The sequence below is a fragment of the Rhizobium ruizarguesonis genome (assembly GCF_017357285.1).
GTDB classification, from domain to species: domain Bacteria; phylum Pseudomonadota; class Alphaproteobacteria; order Rhizobiales; family Rhizobiaceae; genus Rhizobium; species Rhizobium ruizarguesonis.
Map to the genome: position 1 here is coordinate 16,457 of NZ_CP071679.1, position 22,689 is coordinate 39,145.

The window sequence follows — 22,689 nt, forward strand, 5'->3', positions numbered from 1 at the left end:
GGTAACATTTGACCGTACGTAATGGCAAGACGCTGGCGTCGCAATCCTTGCTGAAGAGCCCGCCGTTCCGGTCTTCGGCCGCCTCTCCCGGCGGAAGGGGTTTTCGGCAAGGCCGGCGAAGCCCCCGAGGATTGCTCGCGCGGGGAAGCCGCCGGCTTCGGTATCGGCTGTCATCAACGAATAGGTCAGGACCGAGATATGAAAAATGCTGAGCTGCGGATCGGCTGCCAAACATTCACCTGGGAGATGCTGGGTACGGATTGGAACGGCGGTCCGGACGATCTGGTGCGCGCCGTCGCCGACGGTGGATATGCCGGTATCGAAATCACCGATACGATGATTGGTCACTACGCGCTCAAGCCTGCCGACTTTGCCCGCACACTGACGGATGCCGGTTTGGCGCTGGTCTCCTTTGCTTTCGGCTCCGCCAGCGGCTTCACGGTGCCGGAAAAGATTGCCTCCGATCTCGACACTGCGCGGCGATGGGTCGATTTCGCCGTGAACTTTCCCGGTGCGATGGTATCGATGGGATCGGCGACGGTCGTCTCGGATGGTCCGCGCGATGAGAAATTCGCGATTGCGGCCGAGTGCTACAATCGTGCGACCGAGATCGGACAGTCGGCTGGGGTCACTGTAGCTGTCCATCCTTCCTCGCATCACAATACGCTGCTCTTCACCCGGAACGACTATGATCGCCTGTTTGCTCTCTTGGATCCAGGAGTGGGTTGGGTGCCGGATACCGGCCATATCCTGCGTGGCGGCCAGCAGATCGGCGACACGCTGGCGGCCCACCGGGACCGTATCCGTTACGTGCATCTTAAGGATGTCGACGCCGGCGGGATCTGGGCGATGCTGGGCGAAGGCGTCTGCGACGTGCCTGCCGTCATTTCGGCCGTTCGGGATGCGCCGAACTTTATCGGCTGGATCGTGGTGGAAGAAGAATCCGACCATGCCGGAACCGATCCTGCCGCCGCCGTTCGCGCGAACCGTGAGACGCTTCGACGTCTGGGATTTTAGCCCATCTCGTTTTCCCCGGCATCGGCCGGGGCCTTCGGCCCGCGCCAAAGTCTCTCCCGGTTCTCTTCTGAAATGGACAGGTGGACTGCAGGTCACGCGTAGCGAACCTCCACGCCCAGCTTGTCCAGCCGGTGGCGAATGCTGTGCGGCATGTTGCTGTCCGTGATGATCAGATCGACGCGCGATAGCGAGAAGGCTTTGGAGGAGGCGCCGATGTCAAATTTGCTCGAATCCGCCACGAGGACGACACGCCGGGCCATGCGAACCAGGTTGCGCTTTGTCCGCGCAATGTCCTCGGAGACATCGACGACGTCGAAGGCCTGATCGATCGCGTGGGCGCTGACAAAGGCCTGGTGGGCGACGAGGCCGCCGACCGCCTTGTCGGAGTCCGATACGATGGTGCTCACGGTGCTGGGAAACACGCGGCCGCCGATCATGTGCACGTCGAGTCCCGGCCGGTACATCAGATGCTGGGCGATGTTCATTGCCGTTGTCGCAACCACGACGTTGCTGACCGGGGGCATCTGCATGGCCACCTGCAGCAGCGTCGAACCGCTGTCGAAGACGATCGACTGATTGTCGATGATCTGTCGCGCAGCCATCTGGGCGATGCGTCGCTTTGCATCGAAATTGCGTTGCATGCGTTCCTCGAAGGCCGCCGCGGGCGAGTCGGACGGCAGGGCAATTGCCCCGCCATGCGTTTTGATCAGTTGCTTCTTCGCGTCCATGATTTCGAGATCGGAGCGGATCGTCACTTCCGAGACTTCGAAGAATTCCGCGAGCTGGCGGGTGCGGGCCTGACCGACCCGTTGAAGTTCCAGCATGATCTGCTGCCGCCTTTGTTCTGCAAGCATATGTGATCCCGACCTGCCGCCCTTTGCGACCATATGACTTTTGAAAAACGAAAGTTCGCCGCCTTATCCTACGGCTCGTGCTACAAAAATAGCCGCATGATGACGAAAATGCACGTCAAAAATTCATCATTGATGTAAAAACGAAAGAAATCGAAATATTGAATATTTGTTTGTTTTCGAGTTAGGGTTTCCTCAGCATCGGCGCCAGCAATCGCAAAGCCGGCAATCACAAAGGAAGTATCGCCATGGGTCTCGGAACCAAAGTCCGCCTCGCACGCCTGTTCTCGAACCCATCGGGTCATCTGTTCGGAGGCGCCGTCGATCATTTTGTCGGTTATGGCAATGTGCGTGAGGGCGGGCTTGCCGACCTGCCGGGTGCGCTCAGACGCGTCATGGCGGGAGGGCCCGACTACATCAGTATCCAGCCTGGCGCGGCGCGCCACCTGTGGTCGGAATATGCCGGAAAGGCAGCGCTCGTCATACAGGGCGGTTGCTTCACCGCCGACGACCGTATTCGTCAGCTCATCGCGACCCCGGAGGACGCGGTGCGTTATGGTGCGGACGCTCTGGCTGTTGCCATTCCCGTGCGCGGCGCCACCGAAGGAGAGTACATCCGCTGGCTCACCGATACGGTCAACGCCGCCGCCCGCTTCGAGATGCCGGTCGTCGCCCATGTCTATCCCCGTGATTTCTCCGACGGCGGCAAGATCGTATTCACCCCGGATGAGATTGCCTATGCGGTGCGCATCGGCTTCGAGGCTGGCGTCGACGTGATCAAGGTGGGCTATACCGGCGATTTCGAATCCTTCCGCGAGACCGTTGCGACCTGCCCGGTTCCGGTCGTGATCGCCGGCGGCCCGAAGACCGATACGCTGCTCGGGGCGCTCGTCCAGACGTCGGAAGCATTGCGCGCTGGGGCCAAAGGCGCGGTCGTCGGACGCAACCTCTGGGGTCACGGCGATACGACCATGGCCGCGCGCGCCTTCAAATTCGTCATTCACAAGGGGATGGCGCCGGAGGATGCGCTGGCGGCGGCCGGTGCTTGAGACGTGTCGCGCCCTTTCCAGGTTCTGGGCTTCGGCGCCCTGGCAATCGATGACATCATCTATGTCGATCGGGGGCTGACGGCCGGCAAGGGGAAGGTGACGAAGCGCGCCACGGACCATGGCGGCAACGTGGCGACGGCTCTTGTTGCCGTCGCCCGGCTCGGCGGTCGCGCCGGCTTCATCGGCTGGCTCGGCGATGAGACAACGGCCGACATGGCGGGCAGCGAGCTCGAGCGCGACGGTGTCGACATATCGCTGGCTCCCCGCCACGCGGATGCCGCTCCGATCCGCTCCGTGATCACGGTCGGTCCCGACGGCGACCGGTTCATCGCCTATGACGACAATGTGCTGCACGGCACGTCGGATGCGCTGCCCGACGATGTTCTGATGCAGGCCCCGGTACTGCTGATCGATGGCTATGCCACGCACTCCGAAAGTGTCGTGGCGCGCGCACGCGCCTTGGGCCTGGCCGTGATTGCCGATATCGAATGGACGGTCGGTGCCGCGACCGACCGGATCCTGGCTTTCGCAGATCACCTGGTGCTGCCGATTGCCTTCGGACGGGAGTACACCGGCGAGGGTGATCCAACGATGATCCTGGATCAGCTCTGGTCAAAGGATCGGTCCGCGGTTGTTCTGACTGATGGCGAACGAGGGACCTACTTCCGCCAGAAGGGCGATGCCACCCGGTGGCATATGCCGGCCTATCAGGTACAGGCGGTCGACACGACCGGCGCCGGTGATTGTTTTCACGGTGCCTACGCCCTTGCCCTTGCGGAGGGCAAGCGCCCACTTGAATGCACTGCCTATGCCACGGCGGCGGCCGCCATTTCCGTGACCGCACGGGGAGGGCGCAGAGGCCTGCCAGATCACCAGACGTGCATGGCATGGATGGCGGCGGAGAATACGCCTGTGCCAATGCCGATGCCGGGATGCCAAAAATGAGCGCGGGCGGCGATGGGTGCCGGCTCCGGTCGACCGCCCCAACAGAGCCTCACGGGTGACGTGTCATTGAATCGCATTGAGCGATCTCTCAACAGCTGTACTTCCATCAAAAAATTACGCGCGATAAAAAATATAGTTCCGCAATTGATTTTTAATTTATAGAAGAAGATTTAATTTTTTCAAATAGATATGAAAAACTTCTGGCGATCTTCGGCGAATTATCCTCGAATCTTTTGTTGACTTTGAAGCTCAGTCCTGAGCCTTCTTGTCGAAACGATCGGAGACGGCGGGGAGCGCCGTGTGAAGATGTGATCCGGACTGGCACGGGAGGATGAGACGTGGCTGTGGTTGTACTCGACAAAATCTGCAAGACCTATGGAAACAGCTACCATGCGATCAAGGATCTGAGCCTGACGATCCATGATGGCGAGTTTCTGATTCTGGTCGGTCCATCCGGATGCGGAAAATCGACCGCTCTGCGCATGATTGCCGGGCTCGAAGAAATCAGCAGCGGAACATTGAGCATCGGCGGTCAGGACGTCGTGGATCTCGCGCCCAAGGACCGGGACATTGCCATGGTCTTTCAGAGCTATGCGCTTTATCCGCACATGACCGTCTTCGACAACATTGCCTTTTCGATGAAGCTGGCCGGAAAGAACAAGGCCGAACGCACCAAGCGCGTCCACGAAATCGCCAAGATCCTGCAGCTGGAGCCCTTGCTGGGCAACAAGCCCGCGCAGCTTTCCGGCGGCCAGCGCCAGCGTGTTGCGATGGGACGCGCCATGGTCCGCGAACCCGCGGCATTCCTCATGGACGAACCGCTCTCGAACCTCGATGCGAAGCTGCGCGTTCAGATGCGGGCGGAGATCGCCAGCCTGCAGAGACAGCTGGGCGTGACGACGATCTACGTGACGCACGACCAGACCGAAGCGCTGACCATGGGCGATCGGGTCGCGGTGCTGAAGGGCGGCGTGCTTCAGCAGGTGGATACGCCCAAGGCTCTATATCACCGCCCGGTCAATGCGTTTGTCGCCGGCTTTATCGGTTCGCCGTCGATGAACCTTTTCGAAGGGCGTCTGGCGAGCGGACGGATCCATCTGCCGGGCTTCTCCATTCCCTTGTCCGGCGGCGCTTTCGAGCGCGCTCCCGGTCTTTCCGCTTTCGAGGGAAAGGACGTGATCTTTGGGGTCAGGCCCGAGGACCTCTACGACAGCCGGTTGCCGTCTGGAGCCTCCCATCCGACGATCCCGGTTGTCGTGAAGTCGATCGAGGAGCTCGGCTCCGAACTGATCGTGCATTTGAAGATCGACGCGGTCCGGATCGACTCGGGCGACCCCGATGCCGTCGAGGACCTGAGCGGGGCCGCCAATGCCGTCGCGCGGTTCGAAGCGGTCAGCGCGGTCGAGACGGGCCAGTCGATCGATCTGGCCATCGACCCGGCGAAACTGCACTTTTTCCACCCTCAAACGCATATGGCGCTGTGATGTGACGAGGGAGAGCCGCCAGGCGCCGGTGGCAGTCCGGCCAGAAGACGTCGGCGACGTTCGATGTCTTCAATGCATTCCATCCGAAGCCGAAACCAGCATTCATCTTCAATATCCGATCCAAAGGGCTTATCGATGCCAGCAAAACAGGAACGACGTCTCCGCATCGGCGTATTGGGAGCGGGCCAGATTGCCCAGGCCGCGCATTTCGAGAGCTGCACCAAGGCAGCCAATGCCGACCTCTATGCAATTTGCGACGTTGCCGAAGATCTCCGCGAACGCATGGCAATCACCCACGGGGCGGAAAAAACCTATGGCGATTACGATCAGATGCTGGCCGATCCCGACCTCGATGCCGTGGTCATCGCGACGGCCGATGCCTTTCACGTCCCGGCTTCTCTACGCGCCCTTCAGGCGGGCAAGCATGTCCTCTGCGAAAAACCCGTCGGCGTCACCATCGAGGAATGCCTTGAACTGAAGGCTGTGGTCGACAAGTCGGGAAAGGTGTTCCAGGTCGGACACATGAAGCGTTTCGATGCGGGGCTCCAGGCTGCCAAGTCCTTCATCCGCGATGAAATGGGCGAGATGGTCGCTCTCAAAGCATGGTATTGCGACAGCACGCATCGCTATCCGATGACCGATGCGGTCCAGCCGCTGATCGTCACCAGCGCCAATGCGAAGAAACCCTCCGCCAATCCGAAAGCCGACCTGCGGCGTTACTACATGCTTGCGCACGGTTGCCATCTAATCGACACGGCACGTTATTTCGCCGGCGACATCGTCTCCGTCAACGCTCGTCTGTCGGAGCGCGCCGGTATCTGGTGCTGGTTCGTGGACGTGGAATTTGCCTCCGGCACGCTCGGCCATCTCGATCTTACCGTCCAGGTGCGCATGGACTGGCACGAAGGCTTCCAGATCTACGGCAAGAACGGCAGCATTTTGGGCAAGACCTATAACCCATGGTACTACAAGACCAGCGAGGTGGACATTTTCCGGGAAGCGGACGGCGCGACCCATCGCGTTCTCGGTGCCGACGGCCATTTCTACCGCCGTCAGGTCGAGGGCTTCGCCCGTACCATTCTGGATGGCGCGGTGATGGAAGGCGCCGATATCGATGATGGCCTGGCATCCGTCCGGGCCATGGTTGCCGTCGCGCGCTCCGTCGAAAGCGGCAAGGCGGTTGCGCTGGCTGACGTCACGGGTGGCGTGTGATGAAGCTCGGCATCTTCGCAAAGACCTTCGAGGGAACGGAACCCGCAACCGTTCTCAACTCGGTCGCCGCGGCCGGGTTCACCTGCGCACAATATAATATGGCCTGCTCGGGCCTTGCGCCGATGCCGGAGATCATCACGGAAGTCCAGGCCGGCTCGGTCGCCGAAGCGGCGCGCGAAAGCGGCGTCGAGATCGTTGCCGTTTCGGGCACCTTCAACATGATCCATCCGGATCCCGCCGTGCGCGAGGCCGGCCTTCGCAGACTGGCAACGCTGGCCGAACGCTGCGCTGGCATGTCGACGGCTCTGATCACGCTTTGCACCGGCACACGCGACCCCATCGACCAGTGGAAGGCGCATGCCGACAACGACACGCCGGAGGCTTGGCGGGATCTCCTCGACGCCATGGGCGCGGCCATCGAGATCGCCGAGCGCTACGATGTGGATCTCGGCATCGAGCCCGAGCTTGCCAATGTCGTCAACTCGGCTGAGAAAGCCTATCGGCTGATCGCGGCACTGAAGAGCCCCCGCATCAAGATCGTGCTCGATCCGGCCAATCTCTTTGAGGTCGCGACGCTGGATGAGCAGCGGAGTATTGTCTCTTCCGCCATCGACCTTCTGGCCGATCGGATCGTCATGGCGCATGCGAAAGATCGCAATCCGAACGGCAGTTTCGCGACCGCCGGCAAAGGTGTCCTCGACTACGCGCATTATCTCGGCCGTCTCAAGGCGATCGGCTTTAAGGGCAGTCTCGTCACGCATGGCCTTTCGGCTTCGGAGGCGGCCGGTGCGGCGAGTTTCTTGAAGAGCAGTCTCGGCGGTGAAGCTGCGGGGGCAGGAGCATGAGACGGGCGCAACCGTTCGAAACCAGCGACGGGACTATTCTCAATGTCGATATGGCGGGCGAGGGCGCGTCCGTCATATTCCAGCACGGCCTATGCGGAGACGTGGCGCAGACCGACGAAGTCTTTCCGCTCGAAGCGGGTTTTCGCCGGGTTACCATCGAAGCGCGCGGCCACGGCCATTCCCAAGCCGGCAATCCGGAGCGGTTATCGATCGCGACCTTCTGCGATGATATCGCCGCCTATATCGAGAAAAACCTTACGCCGCCGATGGTCATCGGCGGCATCTCGATGGGTGCTGCGATCGCCTTGCGTCTCGCGGTCAAGCGACCCTATCTTGTCAAGGCTCTGATCATTGCAAGGCCGGCCTGGCTGACGGCACCCGCGCCGGAGAATATGGCACCCAATGCCGAAGTCGGGCATCTTTTGAAAACTCTGCCACTGGGCGAGGCAAAGACCGCGTTCCTTGCCGGGCCGGTGGGCGTGCGGCTCGCCGCCGAGGCGCCGGACAATCTGGCCTCGCTTGCCGGCTTTTTCTCCCGCACGCCTTTGGAAGTGACCGCCGAGCTGCTCACCAGGATTTCCAATGACGGTCCTGATGTGACCGACGAGGAGGTCGGCAATCTCACTGTACCGACGCTGGTCATCGGCCATGATCGGGACAGCATTCATCCTCTCAGCCATGCGCGTGCTCTTGCCGAGCGGATTGCCGGCGCGCGTTTGGTGCAGATCACATCGAAGACCGAGAGCCGCCCGCAATACGTCGCCGACTTCCGGCTTGCCATGGGCAATTTTCTGAAGGAGCTCTGAAAACAATGACGACCCCCTCCAAGACCTGGATCGCCGATCTTCCGAAGGATCGCCTGATTGCCGAATTCTCGGTCTGGTCGGCCGATCTCGTCCGTCTGTCGGACGATCTGGCACGCGTCGATCCTTACGTCGACATTCTCCACATCGATGTCGCCGATGGCCATTTCGCACCGGCAATGTTGTTTTTCCCTGATCTTGTTGCCGGCGTGCGCAAAGTGTCCTCGCGCCCGATCCATGTTCACCTGATGGTCGCCGACAGCATCCTCCTGTCGCAGATCGAGCAGTTCGCCGATGCGGGCAGCGACCTGATCAGTCTCCATGTTGAAAACGAAAGCGTCGCCGACGAGGCTCTTGATCTTCTCGACCGCCGCGGTGTCGCCGCCGGCATGGTGCTCAAGGTCGACACCCCTGTCGAGCGGGTCGAGAAATATGCTTCCCGGCTGAGCTTTGTGACGCTGCTCGGCACGGCGATCGGCGTGAAGGGCCAGGGCCTCGACGAGAAGGCCAGTGCGCGGCTTCAGCAGGCAAAGCAGATTATCGGCGGCTGCAGTGCGGCGCATCGGATCGTGCTGGCGGCCGACGGCGGCATTCGCGAGCACACTGTGCCTCTCCTGCGCCAGTCCGGTGCGGAAACGGTCGTTCTCGGTTCTCTGGCTTTCAATGCGCCATCGCTCGACGAGCGGATGGCATGGGTGCGCGCACTCTAACTCATGGTCTTCACATGCAGCAGCAGGTTGCCATTGGAATCGACCTCGGCGGGACGCAGGTGCGCGCTGCCCTCGTTGACGAGCAGGGCAGGATTCTGGCGCGCGCAGCCGAATCAACGGATGCGCTGGCAGGCCCCGCCCGCGTGCTCGACCAGATTTGCGGACTGACCGATGGACTGCTTGAAGCATCGAACCCTGCCTCTGTGGTTGGCGTCGGCGTATCCGCTCCAGGCCCGCTCGATACGGTCGCCGGTGTCGCCTCGCATATCCCGACCCTCTCCGGCTTTGTCGACTTTCCGCTGAAGGCGGAGTTGCAGAAGCGGTTTCCGTTTCCGGTCGACCTTGAGAATGATGCTATCGCCGCTGCCATCGGCGAGTGGCAGTTCGGAGCCGGCAAGGGCCTGGATAATCTGGTCTATGTCACCGTGAGCACCGGCATTGGCGGTGGCGTTGTGTCGGATGGTCGCGTCGTGCGCGGCCGCAAGGGCATGGCAGCCCATGTCGGGCACATGTCGGTCGTGCCGGACGGAGAGCTTTGCCCCTGCGGCAACAGAGGATGTTTCGAGGCCTACGGATCCGGAACGGCTTTTGCGCGCCGCGCCCAGATGAGGGCTATGGAATCTGGCGAGACAACGATAGGCAGCGATGGCGGCGCCATCGACAGCCGCAGCGTTTTCGCGGCCGCAAGAGATGGCGATCGTCTGGCAAATCAACTGGTTGACGAGGAAGCGGAAATTCTCGGTCGCGGCTTCACCAGCCTGATCCATATCTTCAGCCCCGATATTATCGTGATGGGGGGCGGACTTTCCCACGAGTTCGATCGGCTGCAACCGGGCATTCAAAGCTACATCACGCAATGGGCAATGCCGGCATTCAAGGATGTCAGGGTAATGCTGGCGGCATTGGACCAGAACTCAGGCCTCGTCGGCGCAGCCGCTCTGGCGTTTCTGGCCGGGAAGGTCACTCGGACGTGATCCAAACCGGCGAAGCGATCGGCGTCGTCAAATACGCTGGTTCAGTTCGTCTTCGCTGATCCCAAAATGATCGAGAATGATGCCGACGTTTCGGCGATGAGACTTGAAATAGACGTCGAAAAGATCGCCGATCAGCGGAACCGTTCCGCCGGCGGCGTCGATCCCGAGATTCACGGCCATGCGGGCGAGCTTGTGGGTGGGAACACCGAGACGTCGTGCCTCATCGATGATGAAAAGACCGATGAGGGATCCGGCAATGTCGCCGACGGCCGGGATGAGCCCGAGAACCGAGTCCGCGCCGATCCGCACGCCGATGACAGGCAATCTGACCGCGGTATCCATCAGGCGCGCTATGCCGACGGCGCGCCGAATTCTTCCAAGTTCGATGGACGTCAGGTGTTTCGTGCTGGCGGAGGCTGGCATCAGCGACCTTTGGGCGCGAACGACCGTTCCGCCTCCTCGAGTGAGGGCGCGGGAAGGATGTCATCGCATTGCTGCGAAATAGTCCGACGCAGCGAAAGCTCGGTGCCATGATGATATTCCATGGCCGTGAAACGCGGCAAACCCGACAAGGTTCGGCCGCGAAAGCAAGGATCATCTTGCGTCGGGAACCACCACCAATTTGCCGACGAAGTTCTTCGCCATGAAATCGGTCTGTGCGCGGTGGAATTCCGACAGCGGATAGACGCCGCCGACGAGCGGCCGGATTTTCCGGCTTTCGATATAGCCGACGATCCGACGGAAGTCGGCGCGGCTTCCCTGGCTCGAGCCGTGCAGCTCCAGCTGCTTCAAATACATGGTCCGTAAATCGAGCTGGACGACCGGGCCGGCGATGGCGCCAGCTGTCGTGTAGCGGCCTTCGGGGCGCAGGATCTTCAGAAGATCGTTGAACAGCGGTCCACCGACGAGATCGGCGACGACATCGATCGGCTGGCCACGGCTGGCGGAATGGATGGCTTCTACCAGATCGCCCTTGCCGCGGGTTACAACCGCTTCGGCGCCGATATCGAGCATCGCCGCTTCCTTGCCAGGACCTGCGACCGCGATCGGGATGGCGCCGCGGGCACGCGCGAGCTGGATGATCGCCGAGCCGACGCCGCCCGAGGCGCCGGTCACGAGGACGCGTTCGCCGACCGACAGCCTTGCCCGTTCCAGCATGCGCTCGCCGGTCAGATAGGCGCAGCAGAAGGTGGCGAGTTCGACGTCGGTCAGATCGGTTGCGACGACATGGGCATTCTCGGCCGGCAGCGCCATGTATTCGGCATAACCGCCGTCGCGGCCATGGCCGATGTAATCGATGTCGGCGAGGCTGTCGTCGTCGCGGTTATAGATCGAGAAGTCGACCATGACGCGATCGCCGATGCGCGCCGGATTAACGCCGGCGCCGACGGCGACGATATGACCGACCGTATCGGTGCCCTGGATGCGCGGGAATGTCAGCGTATTGCCTTGCCTGCGCCATGTGGAGACGGCGGACGGATCGTCCTCGGTGCCGTAGGCGCCTTGGCGGACCCAGACGTCGGTATTGTTCATGCCGCAGGCCGTGACGCGGATCAGAACCTCGCCGTCCGCGGGCCTCGGAACGGGCACGTCCATGCTATAGACGAGCTTATCCAGACCGCCATGGCCGGTGAGCAATACGGCCGCCATCTTTTCCGGGATCGTCATGCAGATCTCTCCCTCAGATGTTCTTGAAGACGGTTTCGATCGCATCCGCCGCGGCCTTGACCACGATGTCTGCCTCCTCGCGTGTCAGGCAGAGCGGCGGGGCGAAGCCGAGGATATCGCCCTGCGGCATGGCGCGGCCGATGACGCCGCGTTCGAGGAGGGCGGATGCGACCTGCGGGCCGATCTTGCGGCCGGCATCGAAGAACGTGCGGTCGTCCCTGTCCTCGACGAATTCGATGGCCGCCATCAGCCCGTCACCGCGGACTTCGCCGACATTGCGGTGGCCGCCGACCGCCTTTTCCAGTTCCGAGCGGAAATAGGAACCGGTCGTGCCGGCATTCTCGACAATGCCGAGTTCGTCGATCAGTTCGAGATTGGCAATACCTGCGGCAGCACAGATCGGGTGGGCGGAATAGGTCCAGCCGTGACCGATCGCGCCCATCTGATCGGAACCCTGCACCAGGACTTGCCACATCTTGTTCGAAACGATTGTGCCGGAAAGGGGAGCGTAGGCCGAGGTCAGGCCCTTGGCGATGGTGATCAGGTCCGGCTTCATGCCGTAATGGTCCGAACCGAACATCGTGCCGAGGCGGCCGAAGCCAGTGACGACTTCATCGGCGACGAGCAGGATGTCATATTTGTCGAGCACGGCCTGGATCTTCTGCCAGTAGGTTTTCGGCGGCGGCACGATGCCGCCGGTGCCGAGGATGGGTTCGCCGATGAAGGCGGCGATCGTTTCCGGGCCTTCGGCAATGATCATCTCTTCAAGCTTGTCGGCGCAATATTGCGAGAACTGCTCCTCGCTCATCGACCGGTCGAGGCGGCGGAAATAATAGGGTGCTTCGGTGTGCAGCACCGGTGCGCGCGGCAGGTCGAAAGCGTTGTGAAAGAGCGCCAGGCCGGTGAGGCTGCCGGTCATGACGCCGGAGCCGTGATAACCGCGCCAGCGCGAGATGATCTTCTTCTTTTCCGGACGGCCGAGGATGTTGTTGTAGTACCAGATGAGCTTGATGTTGGTCTCGTTGGCATCCGAGCCGGAGAGACCGAAATAGACGCGGCTCATGCCGGTGGGCGCGCGGTCGATAATCATCTTCGACAGCGTAATCGAAGCTTCCGTGCCGTGGCCGACATAGGCGTGGTAATAGGCGAGGTTCTTCGCCTGTTCGGCAATCGCGTCGGCAATCTTCTGGCGGCCGTAGCCGACATTGACGCAATAGAGGCCGGCAAAGGCGTCGAGGCTTTTGCGTCCTGTCGTGTCGGTGATGTAGACGCCTTCGCCGCCGGCAACGACACGGGTCGGCGTCTCGCCACGAGCATGCGCACCCATATGGGTCGAGGGATGGAAGAAGTGATCGCGGTCCCAGGCGGTGAGTTCGTTGCTTCTGTCGAGCATGTCTAGCCTCTTTCTTGAAATGGGGGCTCACTTGAAATGGGGTCAGGCGGCCGTGTCGATGCAGAGATATTTGAGCTCGGTGAAGGCCTCGAGCCCATGGCGTGAACCCTCGCGTCCGAGGCCGGACTGCTTCCAGCCGCCGAAGGGAATGGGAGCGCCGGTGATCTTCACGCGGTTGACCGCCACCATGCCGTATTCCAGTGCGCGGCCGAGGCGCATCTGGCGGGCGCCGTTTTCCGTGACGATATAGGCGACGAGGCCGTATTCGGTATCGTTGGCGCGGGCGATAACCTCGTCTTCCGTGTCGAAGGCGGTAATGGCCGCCACAGGACCGAAAGTCTCCTCGCGCATGATCAGCGCATCCGCCGGCACATCGGTCAGCAGCGTCGGCTCATAAAAGAGTCGGCCGGCCTTGTGGCGCTTGCCGCCGGTGAGGAGCTGCGCGCCGCGCGCCAGCGCGTCGGCGACCTGTTCCTCGATCTTGGCGACGGCGCGTTCATGCATCAGCGGGCCGATCTCGGCGCCATCCTCGAGCCCCGGACCGACCTTCAGTTCGGCAATGCGGTCTGCGAAGGCCTTGGCAAAGGCATTGGCGATCCGGCGCTGGACGAAGATGCGGTTGGCGGCAAGGCAATCCTGGCCTGATGTGGCAAACTTGGCGTTGACGGCGATCTCGACCGCCTTTGAGATGTCGGTGTCGTCGAAGATGATCAGCGGGGCGTGGCCGCCGAGTTCCATCACCAGCCGCTTCAGGGTCGGTGCGCATTGGGCGGCGATCAGCCGTCCAATGCCGGTGGAGCCGGTTAAGCTCATGGCACGCACGCGGACATCGGCACACATCCGTCCGACGATCGTTGCAGCATTGCCGGTGACCACGTTGAAGACGCCGGCGGGAATGCCCGCCCGCTCGCCGAGCTCGGCAAGGGCAAGTGCCGAAAGCGGCGTTTCTGAGGAGGGGTGGGCGACGGCCGTGCAGCCGGCGGCCAGCGCCGCGGCAGCCTTTCGGGTGAGCATGGCAGCGGGGAAATTCCAGGGCGTGACGATGCCGACGACGCCGAGCGCCTCGCGCCGGACAATCATTTCCGCGCCGGGCAGATGGCTGGTGACGCTTTCGGCGTTCAGCCGCTTGCCTTCCTCGGCATACCATTCGACGAAGGAGGCGGCGTAATCGATCTCGCCACGCGATTCCGCCAGCGGCTTGCCCTGTTCGAGCGTCATGATCAGCGCCAGATCCTCCTTGGCTGCCAGCATCAGCTCAAACCATTTGCGCAGGATCGCCGCGCGGCTCTGCGGCAGCATTGCGCGCCAGCCGGCGAAAGCCTCCGACGCAGCATCGATCGCCACTGCCGTTTCGTCGGCGCCAAGGCTTGCAACCCAGGCCAGCGTCGCCGAAGAGGCGGGATCGGTGATCTCGAAACTTTTCCCTGATTGGCCGGCGATCCAGCGGCCGCCGACATAGGCCAGATCGCGCAGGAGATGACGGTCGCCAAGCCGCGACAGCGCGTCATGAAAGGCGGGGCGGGCAAAAACGGCGGTCATATCAAGTCTCCTCGTGGCGGTTGACGTCAGTCTTCCACGGGAGCGGGCGAGAGATTGTCTGTTGGGGGATGCGAAAAGAGAGAGATGGTCTAAAGGATGGCGGCCTGGCAGAGAGATTGTCTACGACGTGGTCTGTTCTTCACCGGTCGCAGTATAGGAAGAGACCGGAAGGACTGTTTCCTCCTTCACCGTCTTGGTGACGATGTAGGTGAAGTAGCGGTCGATGCCGAGTTCGCGGTCGAGAAGCCCGTCGACCAGCCGTTGATAGGCGTCGATATCGGGGGCGATGATCTTCAGGATGTAATCGACGCCGCCGCCGACCGACCAGCAGGCAACGATCTCCGGGATTGCGGTCACGGCGCGCTCGAAGCGTTCGAAATCCGCCTGGCGGTGATTGGCGAGTGTCACTTCCATCATCACGCTGGCGACCGGCGCGATGCGCCGTGGCGCGATGCGTGCGTGATAGCCGGTGATAACACCCGCCTTTTCGAGCTTGCGCAGCCGCATCCAGCACGGTGTCGGCGACAGTCCGGCCTTTTCGGCCAGCGCCAGTTTGGTGATGCGGCCGTCGCGCTGGACGGCGTCGAGAATGCGCAGGTCGATGGCGTCGAGCTTCATGGTGCTTTCTTTAGAAAGAAATCATTTCAATCGCAGGGAAAAGACAATGGGAGCGCATTTTTGCATTGTCAATTGAACTGATTTTCAGCAGTGTTAAAATCATGACAAAGTGGCGCCCCGATCCCTCGCAACTCCGCCGTCCGGCTTATCTCTCGCTTGCCGAGCAGATCGCAAACGCGATCACGGACGGCAAGCTCAGCGATGGCACACAATTGCCGCCGCACCGGAAGATGGCGGATGATCTGCATCTTTCGGTGCAGACGGTCAGCCGCGCCTATGACGAGTTGATCCGCCGGGGGCTGATATCAGGCGAGATCGGACGCGGCAGCTTTGTCCAGACCAGGCCGCGCGAGCCGGAGCCGCCCTATCTGCCGGAAAGGCTGGGCGAGGTGATCGATCTGTCGATCCTGAAGCCGGTCTGCGAGCAGATCCATTTGGAAAGGCTGCGGCAGGCCTTCGGCTGGCTTTCGGAAAACCTGCCCTCCAGCTCCGCCCTTTCCTTCAGGCCGAACATGGTGTTTCCGCGCCATCGCGCGGTCGCCACGGAATGGCTGGCGCGCTGCGGGTTGGAGGTATCGCCGCTGAACGTCAGCGTGACGAACGGTGCGACATCGGGGATGACGGTGGCGCTGATGAGCGTCGCCCCGCCCGGCTCGACGGTTGCGACCGAGGCGATCAGCCATCACACGCTCGTTCCGCTCTCCACCTATCTCGGTTTGCACCTCGAAGGGCTGGCGATCGACGAGGAAGGCATGATCCCCGAGGCGCTGGACGAGGCCTGCCGGAAGGGACCGATCCGGGCAATCTTCCTGCAGCCCTCGGTGATCAATCCGATGGCGGCGCTGATGAGCGCGGAACGTAGACAGGCGCTCGCCACTGTCGCCGCCAAACATGACATCGCGATCATCGAAAACGATATTCTCGGCCCGATGGTCGAGGGTCGTGCGCCGCCGATGGCCGCGTTTGCGCCGGAGCGGACGCTCTACGTCACGAGCTTCACCAAGATTACCGTTCCGGGCCTGCGGATCGGCTATCTCACCGCACCCGATCGCTATGTCGCCGCCGTCGCCAACCGGCATCTCGTCTCCAACTGGATGGCGACGCCTGCCATGGCCGAGATCGCCACCCGCTGGGTCAGCGACGGCACGGCAATGGAACTGGTCAACTGGCAGCGCCGTGCGCTTTTGAGCCGGCACGCGATCGCGGCGGAGATGCTGGCGGGCCTTACCTACCGGGCGCATCCGCAAAGCCTGCACGTCTGGCTGCCACTCTCCGGCAATCATACGGAGGATGGGTTCGTTTCGCAGGCAAGGCTGCGGGGTGTGGCGATCGCGCCTGGCAAATCGTTCCACACCGCCGATCAGGGCTGGACGCCGGCCGTGCGCATCTCGCTTGGTTCGACGACGGAAAGCGAGTTGCGGACCGGGCTCGGCATCGTCGCCTCATTGGCGCAGGGCAATCCGGAAGAGCTGCTGCTTGCGATCTGATGCCGATGCCTTGTATTTGAGCGCATGCAGAATAATTGTCATGATATTATTTTACGAATTGACATGATTTTGATGGGCCGTCATCGTTAGGACATTGCTTGTCTCAACAGGGAGAGACATGAATGCTTCCGCCCATCATCCGCATCGACAACATCGTCAAGAAATACGGCCCGCTGACCGTGCTCGACGGCCTGTCGATGAATGTCATGCCGGGCGAGAAGCTGGCGCTGATCGGGCCATCCGGCTCCGGCAAGACGACGATCCTGCGCATTCTGATGACGCTGGAGACGATCAGCGGCGGCCATATCGAGGTCGACGGCGAACAGCTCTACCATATGCCAAATGGCAGCGGGCTGGTGCCCGCCGACGAACGGCATCTGCATCGCATGCGCGAAAAGATCGGCATGGTCTTTCAGCATTTCAATCTGTTCCCGCATAAATGCGTGCTCGACAACGTGACGCTGGCGCCGATGCTGACGAAGGGCATCAAGCGGCCCGTGGCCGAAAAGCGGGCGATGGAACTGCTCGACATGGTCGGCTTGGCCGACAAGGCAAAGAGCGTTCCGGCGCAGCTTTCCGGCGGACAGAAGCAGCGCGTCGCCATTGCTAGGGCGCTGGCGCTGTCGCCGAAGATCATGCTGTTCGACGAGGTGACCTCGGCGCTTGACCCGGAACTGGTCGAGGAGGTGCTGAACGTCATGCGGCGGCTGGCATCCGAGACCGACATGACCATGCTTCTCGTCACGCATGAAATGGGCTTTGCCCATGATTTCGCTGACCGTGTCCTGTTCTTCGATCGCGGCAAGATCGTCGAGGAAGGCAAGCCGAGCGACATCTTTCGCAATCCGACGCAGGAGAGGACGCAGACCTTCCTGCGCAAGATCATTGCGGCGGGGCACCGCGTCTGAACTCAGACATTGCCCGCAAGAACAAGGCTCAAGGAAAATCAGAGGAGTTGGGAACGATGAATGCAGGATATTTTTTGAGCGCCGCCAGCCTGTCGGTGCTTTTGATCACGGCCGCCGGCCCGGCCTCTGCCGCCGATGACAAGCTCGAACAGCTGAAGGAGCAGGGCTTTGCGCGTATCGCTATCGCCAACGAGCCGCCGTTCACGGCGGTCGGCGCCGACGGCAAGGTGTCCGGCGCCGCCCCCGACGTGGCGCGCGCAATCTTCGAAAAGCTGGGCGTCAAGGAAGTGGTCGCCTCGATCTCGGAATATGGCGCGATGATCCCCGGCCTGCAGGCCGGCCGCCACGACGCGATCACGGCGGGCCTTTTCATGAAGCCTGAGCGTTGCGCCGCCGTCGCCTATTCCGAACCGATCCTTTGCGACGCCGAGGCTTTCGCTCTCAAGAAGGGCAATCCGCTGAAGCTGACAAGCTACAAGGATATCGCCGACAATCCGGACGCCAAGATCGGCGCGCCGGGCGGCGGGACCGAAGAGAAGCTGGCGCTTGAAGCCGGCGTGCCGCGTGACCGCGTCATCGTCGTTCCGGATGGCCAGAGCGGCATCAAGATGCTGCAGGATGGCCGCATCGACGTCTACTCGCTGCCGGTCCTTTCGATCCATGACCTGATGGCCAAGGCGAACGATCCGAACCTTGAAACCGTCGCACCCGTCGTCAATGCGCCGGTCTATTGCGATGGCGCTGCCTTCCGCAAGCAGGATGTTGCGCTCCGCGACGCCTTCGACGTCGAGCTGAAGAAGCTGAAGGAATCGGGCGAATTCGCCAAGATTATCGAGCCCTACGGCTTCTCGGCCAAGGCGGCGATGTCGACGAGCCGCGAAAAGCTCTGCGCCGCGGCGAAGTAACAAGGGGTAAGCAGCCGGCCATGCCCCAGGCATGGCCGGATCGTCCCCGAACGATCTCCTAAAGCGCGTCGCGATCTTTCAGATGCGCTCCTCGCGCTTTAGGTCCTTGTTTTACGCATGTCGTTATCGCAAAACCGCTGCACAGTTTTGCGCGATATGCTCTAGGAAGTGAGTTGCCGATGTCGGTATGGTCCGGCTATCTGACACTGATCCTTGAGGGCGCCCTGGTGACGCTCGAACTGACGATCATGGGATCTGCGCTGGCGCTGGTGATGGCCTTCCTGGCGGGCCTCGGCCGGTTGTCGCGCTTCTTCGCCGTGCGGGCTCTGGCGACGGCCTATATCGAATTCTTCCGCGGCACCTCGATCTTCGTCCAGCTCTTCTGGGTCTATTTCGTGCTGCCTTTTGCGGGCTTGACCCTGACGCCGCTGCAGGCGGGCGTGCTGGCGCTCGGGCTGAACGTCGGCGCCTATGCGGCGGAAGTGGTGCGCGGCGCCGTCAAGGCCGTCGGGCGCGAACAGTCGGAAGCCTGCATCGCGCTCAACCTTTCGCGAACCCAGCGCATGCGCCACGTCATCCTGCCGCAGGCGCTGCCGCTGATGCTGCCGACCTTCTGCAACAATGCGATCGAACTCTTGAAGGGCACGGCCGTCGTCTCGCTGATCTCGCTGACGGATATGACCTTCCAGGCGCAGGTGGTGCGGGCGCAGACCGGCAATACGCTGGTGCCCTTCGCGACAATCCTCATCCTCTATTTCCTCATGGCCTGGGCGATCTCCGCGACGATGCGCTGGCTGGAGCGGCGGATGGCGCGCAGCCTCGACGGCATAAGGACCTGATCAGATGGAATGGGATTGGGACTTCGTCTGGCAGATCATGCCGACCCTTCTCGAAGGCTTCAAGATCACTCTTCTCGCGACCATCCTCGGCGCTGCCGTCGCCATGATCGTCGGCCTGGCTCTTGCCATTGCGCGGCGCTCACCGGTCGCCGGCATTTCCAGGACGGTCGGCTTCGTCTCGGAATTCATCCGCGGCACACCGCTGCTGGTGCAGCTCTACTTCATCTTCTACGTGCTGCCGGATATCGGCATCCGGCTGGCGCCGCTGGTCGCCGGCGTCATCGGCATGGGCATTCACTATGCGACCTATACCGCCGAGGTCTATCGCGCCGGCATCGAGAACGTGCCGCGTGGACAATGGGAGGCAGCCAAGGCCACCAATCTGTCGACGCGCCAGGCCTGGATCCACGTGATCCTGCCGCAGGCGATCCCGCCGATGATCCCGGCGCTCGCCAATTATTTCATTGCCATGTTCAAGGAGACGCCGCTGCTTTCGGCGATCACCGTGCTCGAACTCATGAACCAGGCAAAGAGCATCGCCAATAGCAATTACCGCTACATCGAGCCGATGACGCTGGTCGGCGTTTTCTTCCTCGTCATCAGCCTGATCTCGGTCGTGGGATTACGTTGGCTTGAGGAACGCTATGCCAGGATGGATGACTGACCATGACCGTAGAGATCGAGATCATCGCTACCGGCCGGCTGCCGCGACTGGAAGATCGGCCGCTGGAAAAGCGCATCGGCCTCATCATCCTCGCGACGGACCATACGACGGAAGTCGACTTCCAGCGTATGGTCGCCAGCGCTCGCCTCGGCGTCTATGTCAGCCGCATCCATTATGCCAATCCGGTCACACCGGAAAACCTCTTGCGGATGCAGCCGTCGCTGACGGAAGGCGCGGCACTGATCCTGCCGGAGGAGGCGCTCGATGCGGTCGTCTATTCCTGCACCTCCGCTTCGGTGGTGATCGGCGACCGGAACATCGAGGCGGCGATCCATGCGGCCAAGCCCGGCGTTCCCGTCGTGACGCCAACGGCTGCCGCCGTGACCGGCCTGAAGGCGCTGGGCGCCAGACGGATTTCGGTGCTGACGCCCTATACGATCGAGACCAGCCGGCCGATGGCGGACTATTTTTCGGATCTCGGCTTTGCGATCGACCGCTTCACCTGTCTCGGCCTTACCGATGACCGCGAGATGGCGCGGATCGCACCGGACGAGATCCTTGCCTTCGCACGCCAGGCGCTGGCGCCGCAGTCCGATGCGCTGTTTATCTCCTGTACGGCGGTGCGTGCCGCCCAGGTCGCCGCCCGCATTGAAGGGGAGACCGGCAAGCCGGTGATCACCAGCAATCTAGCGACCGCCTGGGCCTGCCTGAGGCTTTGCGGCGATGATCAGGCGCGGCCCGAACTCGGTCAATTGATGACCAAGCCCTATCGGGAAGGCTGAGATCATGGTGAGCCCCTTGCCCGTTTCGCTGGAGGATATCCGCGCTGCGGCACGCCGGATTGCCGGCCGCGTGATCGGCACACCGATGGTGCAGTCCGCTTCCCTCGGCGAATTGGCCGGCGCGCCTGTCCATCTCAAGCTCGAGCATCACCAGACGACCGGCAGCTTCAAGCTGCGGGGTGCGACCAATGCGGTGCTCTCCTTGTCGCCGGCAGAGCGCTCGCGCGGTGTCGTCGCGGCCTCGACCGGAAATCACGGCCGGGCGCTTGCCTATGCGGCAAAGGCGGAAGGGGCGGTTGCGACCATCTGCATGTCGCGGCTGGTGCCGGAGAACAAGGTTTCGGAAATCCGCCGCCTCGGTGCCGATGTTCGCATCGTCGGCGGGTCGCAGGACGAGGCGCAGCAGGAAGTCGACCGACTGGTTCGCGAGGAGGGGCTGGTGATGGTCCCGCCCTTCGACCATCCTGATGTCGTGGCCGGGCAGGGGACGCTGGGACTCGAAATTATTGCCGCCTTGCCGGAGGCGGCGACCGTGCTGGTGCCGCTCTCGGGCGGTGGCCTAGCAGCGGGGGTCGCGGCTGCGGTCAAAGGCATCAGTCCGAAGACCAAGGTGATCGGCCTGACGATGGAGAAGGGGGCTGCGATGAAGGCGAGCCTCGATGCCGGACGGCCGGTGCAGGTCGAGGAAGTGCCGAGCCTTGCCGACTCGCTCGGCGGCGGCATCGGCCTCGACAATCGCGTGACCTTTGCCATGTGCCGCGACCTTCTCGACGAGGTCATCCTGCTGACGGAAGCGGAAATTGCCGTGGGCATGCGCCATGCCTATGCCGCCGAACGCCAGATCGTCGAAGGCGCGGGCGCGGTCGGCATCGCCGCACTGCTTGCCGGAAAAATCAGGGGCGGTGGCCCCATCGTCGCGATCCTGTCCGGGGCGAATGTCGACATGGAACAGCATCGGCGGGTGATCAATGGCAAGGCGGCACTCTGCGGCGAGGAGAGACCATGAGCCGGATGATCATTCTGACGGAAGCAGAACTGAGGAAAGTCATCACGCTTGATCGCGATGCGGTTGATTGTGTCGAGGCCGCTTTCGCAGCGCTTGCGACCAAAGCCGTCGCCATGCCGCCGATCCTGCGGCTCGACATTCCGGAATATCGGGGCGAAGTCGATGTGAAGACGGCCTACGTGCCCGGCATCGAGGGCTTCGCTATCAAGATCAGCCCCGGTTTCTTCGACAATCCAAAGATTGGTCTGCCGAGCACCAACGGCATGATGGTGCTGCTGTCGAGCCGAACCGGACTGGTGCAGGCGCTGCTGCTAGACAATGGCTATCTCACCGACGTGCGCACCGCAGCAGCCGGCGCCGTCGCGGCAAAACATCTGTCGCGGGAAAATGCGTCCGTGGCCGCGATCTTCGGTGCGGGTATGCAGGCGCGGCTGCAGCTCGAAGCACTGACGCTGGTCCGGCCGATCCGCGAAGCGAGGATATGGGCGCGCGATGCTGCCAAGGCGAAAGCCGCGGCAATGGAATTGGCCGCAAAGCTCGGGTTTCCCGTCACCGCCACATCGGATGCCAGAGGTGCGGTGACCGGCGCTGATCTCATCGTCACCACCACGCCGTCGGAAATCCCGATCATCGAGGCCGGGTGGCTGGAACCCGGACAGCATCTGACGGCCATGGGCTCGGATGCCGAACACAAGAACGAGATCCATCCGGCCGCCATTGCGGCTGCCGACCTCTACGTCGCCGACAGCTTGAAGCAGACACGCCGTCTCGGCGAGTTGCATCACGCAATCGATGCCGGCCTGGTCGCAGGCGATGCGGTCTTTGCCGAGCTCGGCGAGATCGTCGCCGGCCGGACGCCGGGGCGGACGCGCAACGACCAGATCACCATCGCGGACCTGACCGGAACCGGCATCCAGGACACCGCTATCGCCACACTCGCCTTTGCCCGCGCCGGCGCGGCGAAGGCCGGGACCGCATTCGAAAGCTGAC

General features: G+C 62.3%; 23 protein-coding genes. 17 read left to right on the forward strand and 6 right to left on the reverse strand.

The features are described 5' to 3' along the window. Positions 1 to 198 precede the first annotated feature (198 nt). Positions 199 to 1,017 (forward strand): sugar phosphate isomerase/epimerase family protein, encoded by an 819-nt coding sequence (locus J3P73_RS24620; protein WP_024319762.1) that lies wholly within the window; start codon positions 199 to 201, stop codon positions 1,015 to 1,017. 92 nt (positions 1,018 to 1,109) lie between these two features. Here the strand turns inward: J3P73_RS24620 and J3P73_RS24625 are convergent, their stop codons facing one another. Then, the gene (locus J3P73_RS24625; protein WP_024319763.1) at positions 1,110 to 1,871 is read right to left on the reverse strand and encodes a DeoR/GlpR family DNA-binding transcription regulator; all 762 of its coding nucleotides are present in this window, start codon (positions 1,869 to 1,871) and stop codon (positions 1,110 to 1,112) included. Between the two features lie 245 nt (positions 1,872 to 2,116). Here J3P73_RS24625 and J3P73_RS24630 point away from each other — a divergent pair, with 245 nt between their 5' ends. The 8 genes from J3P73_RS24630 (at position 2,117) to J3P73_RS24665 (ending at position 9,890) form a co-directional block, all read left to right on the forward strand. Beyond that, positions 2,117 to 2,917 (forward strand): beta/alpha barrel domain-containing protein, encoded by an 801-nt coding sequence (locus tag J3P73_RS24630; protein ID WP_018073131.1) that lies wholly within the window; start codon positions 2,117 to 2,119, stop codon positions 2,915 to 2,917. Positions 2,918 to 2,920: 3 nt separating this feature from the next. Then, entirely contained in the window at positions 2,921 to 3,862 is a 942-nt protein-coding gene (locus J3P73_RS24635) for a PfkB family carbohydrate kinase (RefSeq protein WP_130687407.1), read from the forward strand. Positions 3,863 to 4,200: 338 nt separating this feature from the next. Next, positions 4,201 to 5,346, forward strand: coding sequence for an ABC transporter ATP-binding protein (locus J3P73_RS24640; RefSeq protein WP_018480621.1), 1,146 nt, complete (start codon positions 4,201 to 4,203; stop codon positions 5,344 to 5,346). Positions 5,347 to 5,481: 135 nt separating this feature from the next. Next, on the forward strand, positions 5,482 to 6,558 hold the full coding sequence (locus tag J3P73_RS24645) for a Gfo/Idh/MocA family protein (protein ID WP_130663298.1): 1,077 nt from the start codon (positions 5,482 to 5,484) through the stop codon (positions 6,556 to 6,558). Then, on the forward strand, positions 6,558 to 7,403 hold the full coding sequence (locus J3P73_RS24650; RefSeq protein WP_130687406.1) for a sugar phosphate isomerase/epimerase family protein: 846 nt from the start codon (positions 6,558 to 6,560) through the stop codon (positions 7,401 to 7,403). Before J3P73_RS24645 ends, J3P73_RS24650 begins: the two co-directional genes overlap by 1 nt. Then, complete coding sequence (locus J3P73_RS24655) at positions 7,400 to 8,209, forward strand: alpha/beta fold hydrolase (protein ID WP_130687405.1); 810 nt, start codon at positions 7,400 to 7,402, stop codon at positions 8,207 to 8,209. The genes J3P73_RS24650 and J3P73_RS24655 overlap by 4 nt, the downstream gene beginning before the upstream one ends. Before the next feature lie 5 nt (positions 8,210 to 8,214). Further along, entirely contained in the window at positions 8,215 to 8,916 is a 702-nt protein-coding gene (locus J3P73_RS24660; RefSeq protein ID WP_130663295.1) for a ribulose-phosphate 3-epimerase, read from the forward strand. Positions 8,917 to 8,930: 14 nt separating this feature from the next. Beyond that, entirely contained in the window at positions 8,931 to 9,890 is a 960-nt protein-coding gene (locus tag J3P73_RS24665) for an ROK family protein (RefSeq protein ID WP_130663374.1), read from the forward strand. A 27-nt stretch (positions 9,891 to 9,917) separates the two neighbouring features. Here J3P73_RS24665 and J3P73_RS24670 read toward each other — a convergent pair whose 3' ends face one another. The 5 genes from J3P73_RS24670 to J3P73_RS24690 form a co-directional block, all read right to left on the reverse strand. Further along, positions 9,918 to 10,313, reverse strand: a complete 396-nt coding sequence (locus J3P73_RS24670) for a DUF4112 domain-containing protein (RefSeq protein ID WP_024319770.1) — start codon at positions 10,311 to 10,313, stop codon at positions 9,918 to 9,920. A gap of 171 nt (positions 10,314 to 10,484) precedes the next feature. Then, complete coding sequence (locus J3P73_RS24675; RefSeq protein ID WP_130687404.1) at positions 10,485 to 11,558, reverse strand: alcohol dehydrogenase family protein; 1,074 nt, start codon at positions 11,556 to 11,558, stop codon at positions 10,485 to 10,487. A gap of 13 nt (positions 11,559 to 11,571) precedes the next feature. Next, entirely contained in the window at positions 11,572 to 12,951 is a 1,380-nt protein-coding gene (locus tag J3P73_RS24680; RefSeq protein WP_130673608.1) for an aspartate aminotransferase family protein, read from the reverse strand. 42 nt (positions 12,952 to 12,993) lie between these two features. Next, the gene (locus J3P73_RS24685) at positions 12,994 to 14,490 is read right to left on the reverse strand and encodes an NAD-dependent succinate-semialdehyde dehydrogenase (protein ID WP_130673609.1); all 1,497 of its coding nucleotides are present in this window, start codon (positions 14,488 to 14,490) and stop codon (positions 12,994 to 12,996) included. 120 nt (positions 14,491 to 14,610) lie between these two features. Then, positions 14,611 to 15,108 carry an Lrp/AsnC family transcriptional regulator gene (locus J3P73_RS24690; protein ID WP_130687403.1) on the reverse strand — a complete coding sequence of 166 codons (498 nt, stop codon included), beginning with the start codon at positions 15,106 to 15,108 and terminating at the stop codon, positions 14,611 to 14,613. 101 nt (positions 15,109 to 15,209) lie between these two features. Between J3P73_RS24690 and ehuR the strand changes: the two genes are divergently transcribed. The 8 genes from ehuR to eutC all read left to right on the forward strand — a co-directional run bounded on the left by ehuR (position 15,210) and on the right by eutC (position 22,688). Next, positions 15,210 to 16,595 carry a MocR-like ectoine utilization transcription factor EhuR gene (ehuR, locus tag J3P73_RS24695; protein WP_130663290.1) on the forward strand — a complete coding sequence of 462 codons (1,386 nt, stop codon included), beginning with the start codon at positions 15,210 to 15,212 and terminating at the stop codon, positions 16,593 to 16,595. A gap of 122 nt (positions 16,596 to 16,717) precedes the next feature. After that, positions 16,718 to 17,503: an ectoine/hydroxyectoine ABC transporter ATP-binding protein EhuA gene (gene ehuA, locus J3P73_RS24700; protein WP_130687402.1), complete on the forward strand. Its 786-nt coding sequence runs from the start codon at positions 16,718 to 16,720 to the stop codon at positions 17,501 to 17,503. Between the two features lie 56 nt (positions 17,504 to 17,559). Next, complete coding sequence (gene ehuB / locus J3P73_RS24705) at positions 17,560 to 18,408, forward strand: ectoine/hydroxyectoine ABC transporter substrate-binding protein EhuB (protein WP_130687401.1); 849 nt, start codon at positions 17,560 to 17,562, stop codon at positions 18,406 to 18,408. A gap of 179 nt (positions 18,409 to 18,587) precedes the next feature. Further along, on the forward strand, positions 18,588 to 19,247 hold the full coding sequence (gene ehuC, locus J3P73_RS24710; RefSeq protein ID WP_130687400.1) for an ectoine/hydroxyectoine ABC transporter permease subunit EhuC: 660 nt from the start codon (positions 18,588 to 18,590) through the stop codon (positions 19,245 to 19,247). A 4-nt stretch (positions 19,248 to 19,251) separates the two neighbouring features. Next, positions 19,252 to 19,911, forward strand: coding sequence for an ectoine/hydroxyectoine ABC transporter permease subunit EhuD (gene ehuD / locus J3P73_RS24715; protein ID WP_018480607.1), 660 nt, complete (start codon positions 19,252 to 19,254; stop codon positions 19,909 to 19,911). A gap of 2 nt (positions 19,912 to 19,913) precedes the next feature. Beyond that, the gene (gene eutA, locus J3P73_RS24720; protein WP_130687399.1) at positions 19,914 to 20,693 is read left to right on the forward strand and encodes an ectoine utilization protein EutA; all 780 of its coding nucleotides are present in this window, start codon (positions 19,914 to 19,916) and stop codon (positions 20,691 to 20,693) included. A 4-nt stretch (positions 20,694 to 20,697) separates the two neighbouring features. After that, a complete protein-coding gene (eutB, locus tag J3P73_RS24725; RefSeq protein WP_130687398.1) occupies positions 20,698 to 21,699 on the forward strand; it encodes a hydroxyectoine utilization dehydratase EutB in 1,002 nt (333 codons plus the stop codon). Next, entirely contained in the window at positions 21,696 to 22,688 is a 993-nt protein-coding gene (gene eutC / locus J3P73_RS24730) for an ectoine utilization protein EutC (RefSeq protein WP_130687397.1), read from the forward strand. Before eutB ends, eutC begins: the two co-directional genes overlap by 4 nt. Position 22,689: the final 1 nt, after the last annotated feature.

Coding starts and splice junctions, on each gene's coding strand:
- J3P73_RS24620 (WP_024319762.1), top strand. CDS start 199: ATGAAAAATGCTGAGCTGCGGATCGGCTGCCAAACATTCACCTGGGAG.
- J3P73_RS24625 (WP_024319763.1), bottom strand. CDS start 1,871: ATGCTTGCAGAACAAAGGCGGCAGCAGATCATGCTGGAACTTCAACGG.
- J3P73_RS24630 (WP_018073131.1), top strand. CDS start 2,117: ATGGGTCTCGGAACCAAAGTCCGCCTCGCACGCCTGTTCTCGAACCCA.
- J3P73_RS24645 (WP_130663298.1), top strand. CDS start 5,482: ATGCCAGCAAAACAGGAACGACGTCTCCGCATCGGCGTATTGGGAGCG.
- J3P73_RS24650 (WP_130687406.1), top strand. CDS start 6,558: ATGAAGCTCGGCATCTTCGCAAAGACCTTCGAGGGAACGGAACCCGCA.
- J3P73_RS24655 (WP_130687405.1), top strand. CDS start 7,400: ATGAGACGGGCGCAACCGTTCGAAACCAGCGACGGGACTATTCTCAAT.
- J3P73_RS24660 (WP_130663295.1), top strand. CDS start 8,215: ATGACGACCCCCTCCAAGACCTGGATCGCCGATCTTCCGAAGGATCGC.
- J3P73_RS24665 (WP_130663374.1), top strand. CDS start 8,931: ATGCAGCAGCAGGTTGCCATTGGAATCGACCTCGGCGGGACGCAGGTG.
- J3P73_RS24670 (WP_024319770.1), bottom strand. CDS start 10,313: ATGCCAGCCTCCGCCAGCACGAAACACCTGACGTCCATCGAACTTGGA.
- J3P73_RS24675 (WP_130687404.1), bottom strand. CDS start 11,558: ATGACGATCCCGGAAAAGATGGCGGCCGTATTGCTCACCGGCCATGGC.
- J3P73_RS24680 (WP_130673608.1), bottom strand. CDS start 12,951: ATGCTCGACAGAAGCAACGAACTCACCGCCTGGGACCGCGATCACTTC.
- J3P73_RS24685 (WP_130673609.1), bottom strand. CDS start 14,490: ATGACCGCCGTTTTTGCCCGCCCCGCCTTTCATGACGCGCTGTCGCGG.
- J3P73_RS24690 (WP_130687403.1), bottom strand. CDS start 15,108: ATGAAGCTCGACGCCATCGACCTGCGCATTCTCGACGCCGTCCAGCGC.
- ehuR (WP_130663290.1), top strand. CDS start 15,210: ATGACAAAGTGGCGCCCCGATCCCTCGCAACTCCGCCGTCCGGCTTAT.
- ehuA (WP_130687402.1), top strand. CDS start 16,718: ATGCTTCCGCCCATCATCCGCATCGACAACATCGTCAAGAAATACGGC.
- ehuB (WP_130687401.1), top strand. CDS start 17,560: ATGAATGCAGGATATTTTTTGAGCGCCGCCAGCCTGTCGGTGCTTTTG.
- ehuC (WP_130687400.1), top strand. CDS start 18,588: ATGTCGGTATGGTCCGGCTATCTGACACTGATCCTTGAGGGCGCCCTG.
- ehuD (WP_018480607.1), top strand. CDS start 19,252: ATGGAATGGGATTGGGACTTCGTCTGGCAGATCATGCCGACCCTTCTC.
- eutA (WP_130687399.1), top strand. CDS start 19,914: ATGACCGTAGAGATCGAGATCATCGCTACCGGCCGGCTGCCGCGACTG.
- eutB (WP_130687398.1), top strand. CDS start 20,698: ATGGTGAGCCCCTTGCCCGTTTCGCTGGAGGATATCCGCGCTGCGGCA.
- eutC (WP_130687397.1), top strand. CDS start 21,696: ATGAGCCGGATGATCATTCTGACGGAAGCAGAACTGAGGAAAGTCATC.